This window comes from Bacillus sp. S4, from assembly GCF_040838205.1.
Taxonomy (GTDB): Bacteria; Bacillota; Bacilli; order Bacillales; family Bacillaceae_G; genus Bacillus_A; species Bacillus_A cereus_U.
Genome location: NZ_JBFPJI010000351.1, coordinates 1 through 3,211, shown reverse-complemented (window position 1 = coordinate 3,211; position 3,211 = coordinate 1). Strand labels below are relative to the sequence as shown.

Genomic DNA, 3,211 nt, shown 5'->3' with positions numbered 1-3,211 from the left:
GCCCTTTAGTAATCTTTATTTTATTTGTATATATAGCAATGAGAAAACTCCAGCTTATCAGTATTTTAAACCATGAATGAGTTGGAGTTTTGGTCTTTTATTCGCAAATTTCCCGTTCATCGAGTAAATCGATGACGCAGTCTTTATGTTTAAGAAGCTCCTCTTTAGATAAATAGTCAGCTCTCTTACAAAGTTGCATTAGTCTATTAGGTATGTTTTGTTTTCCTAGAAATATCACATTATATTGCGTTTGTGTGGAGATTGCTATGGTTATACAAAAAAAGAGTAACCCGTTTGGCTACTCTTCACATAGAAACTTGTATTTGTTCATTTCAATAAGAGACCGTTATTGAAGTCCCTTCATGAAACTTTGGATTTTTGATGATAATGCAAACAGCAGGATGCTAACTAAAATGGAGATAGCACCAATAACACCAAAGTAAATTGCTTCTGTTGCAGGATTATACAGTTTAACAACTTGGGCATTTATTGCTTGCGCAGACGCAGTTGATAAGAACCATAAGCTCATGGTTTGCGAAGAGAAAGCAGCTGGAGCCAGCTTCGTCGTTATGGATAACCCTGAAGGAGATAAACAAACTTCTCCAATTACAATTAAAAAGAAGCTAAGGACTAACCACATAGGATTCACTAAAGAGTGAGTACCGTTGATTAAAGCCGGAATAATCATAACTAAGAATGAGAAACCTGCAAATAGCAATCCAATAGCGAATTTTTTTGCCGTTGAAGGCTGCTTCTTGCCTAACTTTATCCAAACCCATGCAAAAATCGGGGCAAGCGTTACGATAAAGATTGGACTTAATGATTGGAACCAAGCGGAATGCAATGTAATTCCATTGAACTGTAATTGAGTTCGTTGATCCGCGTATGTCGCTAAGATAATAGCACCTTGTTCTTGTATAGACCAAAATATTGTAGCTGCAATAAAGAGTGGTATATACGCAAGAAGACGAGATTGCTCTACTTTTGTTGTTTTAGGACTACGATACATATAAATGAAATAATAGGCTGGAATAACAATCCCTAAGATACTAATCAAGAATGTAAAACGATTTATAGTTAACAACCCAGTTGGAATTGTAACCACACCTAGCAATGTTAATACAACCAGACCAACACTGAAATACTTAATAGTCTTTTTTCTTTCCGAATCTGATAATGGATTAGGTACTTGCGTACCGACTAGACCAAGGTTTTTCTGTTTTGTTCCAACAAATACCCCTAACCCAATTGCCATACCAATTGCCGCAACTCCAAAACCAAGGTGGAAATTATATTGCTGACCTAATGTTCCGACAACTAAAGGTGCAAGTAAGGCACCTAAGTTAATACCCATGTAGAATATACTGAACCCTGAGTCACGACGCGCATCTGTTTCACTGTATAAACTTCCTACGATGTTCGATATGTTAGGCTTTAACAACCCTGTTCCTAGAACTAAGAAGACCATAGAGATAAATAACGCACTTTTACTACCCGGTAAAGCTAAAATAAGATGGCCAATCATAATTAAAACGCCACCAAAGAATACGGTTTTACTTGGACCAAATAAACGATCCGATATCCATCCACCGATAATACTAGACATGAACAGTAAGGAACCGTAAATTGCCATTATCGAGGTTGCGGTAGATTGATCAATTCCTAATCCACCTTTTGCGACCGAATAGTACATATAATACAGTAAAATAGCTCTCATTCCATAATGAGAAAACCTTTCCCAAAACTCAGTGAAGAATAAAGAGAATAATCCTTTTGGATGCCCAAAAAATCCTGTTTGAGGAATATTTTGAACAAGTTCGTTTTTTTCTTTCATAATGTTAATATTACCCCTTATTAATTTTTTATATTATACAAGTATAACTTAAGAGGCTCCCAGTAGTCCATAACTATCTAAGCCCATCGATGAAGAAAAGCAGCCTTCTGGCTGCTTTCTAAATGAATTGAAAAATCGTCATTTACTCATTAGACACACCTTTCACTGAATCTACCTCTAAACAATCCAGAATTGATTGTGAGAGTGCTTTAGCTACTAAGAATGCTACGCGATTACCAACAAGTGTATATTGTTGACTTAATGGTATATGAGGCGGAATAACGTATGTATCTGGAACACTCATTAATCTTAAGCATTCTAAAACGGTTAACCTTCTATTTTTTTGCGGATGAATAAACTCTCTACCATCCTTTGCAATATGAGAAGTGATAGTGTAGGATGGTTGATCCCAAGATAACTTTCTTACACCATTAAATTGGTTTGGGTTTAGATAATGCAACGTAGTAAGTAAACCGAATTGTACAACACCTACTGTAAACAACTGGTATAATAAGTATAGGAAAATACATAGAGGTGATTTTTGTGCAGCAATTTGAAGAAGTACGTTCGATATTAGAAAAAGCGAAGAAAATTACAGTGTTAACAGGTGCTGGTGCAAGTACGGAAAGTGGAATCCCTGATTTTCGTTCAGCAAATGGATTATATGCTGATGCGAATGTAGAGATGTATTTGTCGAGAGGCTATTATAATAGAAATCCGAAAGAGTTTTGGAAGCATTATAAAGAAATCTTTCAAATTAATACGTTTCATCAATATAAACCAAATCGTGGGCATCGCTTTTTAGCGGAACTAGAAGAACAAGGGAAAGACATAACGATTTTAACGCAAAATATTGATGGTTTACATCAAGTAGGTGGTAGTAAACATGTAATTGATTTACACGGAACACTGCAAACAGCGCATTGTCCAAAGTGTAAAACGGGATATGATTTACAATATATGATTGATCATGAAGTGCCGCGTTGTGAGAAGTGTAATTTCATACTAAATCCAGATGTTGTTTTATACGGAGATACGTTACCTCAATATCAAAATGCGATCAAACGTTTATATGAAACAGATGTACTTCTCGTAATGGGGACGTCACTCAAAGTACAGCCTGTCGCGTCATTCCCAGAAATCGCAAAGAGGGAAGTAGGCGCAACAACAATTTTAGTAAATGAAGAATTAACGGGACAAGAATACAATTTTGATTTTATTTTTCAAAATAAGATTGATGAATTTGCCAAAGGGTTATCTTCGATTAAATAAGTTTTTGTTTTCGTAAAGAAACTGAGGTGGATGATGTCCACCTCAGTTTTTTGTATGAATTATATTCATGTTATTGCGTATTAAGGGGAATGGTAATAAATAGGA

General features: G+C 35.7%; 3 protein-coding genes. 1 reads left to right on the top strand and 2 read right to left on the bottom strand.

All coding sequences use genetic code 11. The features are described from left to right. Positions 1-346: 346 nt before the first annotated feature. Together AB3X48_RS19890 and AB3X48_RS19885 are read right to left on the bottom strand one after the other, a co-directional pair. A complete protein-coding gene (locus AB3X48_RS19890) occupies positions 347-1,834 on the bottom strand; it encodes a peptide MFS transporter (protein ID WP_002110616.1) in 1,488 nt (495 codons plus the stop codon). A 142-nt stretch (positions 1,835-1,976) separates the two neighbouring features. After that, a complete protein-coding gene (locus tag AB3X48_RS19885) occupies positions 1,977-2,336 on the bottom strand; it encodes a DNA cytosine methyltransferase (RefSeq protein WP_016105313.1) in 360 nt (119 codons plus the stop codon). A gap of 41 nt (positions 2,337-2,377) precedes the next feature. On the opposite strand from AB3X48_RS19885, the gene AB3X48_RS19880 reads away from it, so the two are divergent. Beyond that, on the top strand, positions 2,378-3,106 hold the full coding sequence (locus tag AB3X48_RS19880; protein WP_133059498.1) for an NAD-dependent protein deacylase: 729 nt from the start codon (positions 2,378-2,380) through the stop codon (positions 3,104-3,106). Positions 3,107-3,211: the final 105 nt, after the last annotated feature.